Origin of the sequence: Bacillus sp. SIMBA_031 (assembly GCF_046535225.1) — a bacterium.
In the GTDB taxonomy this organism is placed as follows: domain Bacteria; phylum Bacillota; class Bacilli; order Bacillales; family Bacillaceae; genus Bacillus; species Bacillus velezensis.
In genome coordinates this window covers 1-237 of the sequence record NZ_JAWRXC010000667.1, presented here as the reverse complement: position 1 = coordinate 237, position 237 = coordinate 1, and the positions used below count along the sequence as shown (strand labels likewise).

Annotated in this window: 1 pseudogene; it reads right to left on the bottom strand. The window is 38.0% G+C overall.

The features are described from left to right. A pseudogene (locus SB724_RS21745) lies at positions 1 to 237 on the bottom strand (hypothetical protein); the annotation flags it as partial.

Sequence of the window (237 nt, the reverse complement as noted above, 5' to 3'; positions counted from 1 at the left end):
AGGGTCGGTACCATTTTTATCAAAATTATAGTTTGATGTTATTTTTCCAATATAAATAACAGGCTGAATTTTTGAGGGCAAAATAACCCTGTCACCCATATTTATCGCATGGGCAAATGGCCAAACTTGGCTAGCATGATTCATTAACTTTTTCGGCTTAGCATCAGGGTCATTAATAGACAGCGCGTCGATTAGTTCTTGGCGTTCTCTCATTTTAGTGAGATCGCTGTTTAATCC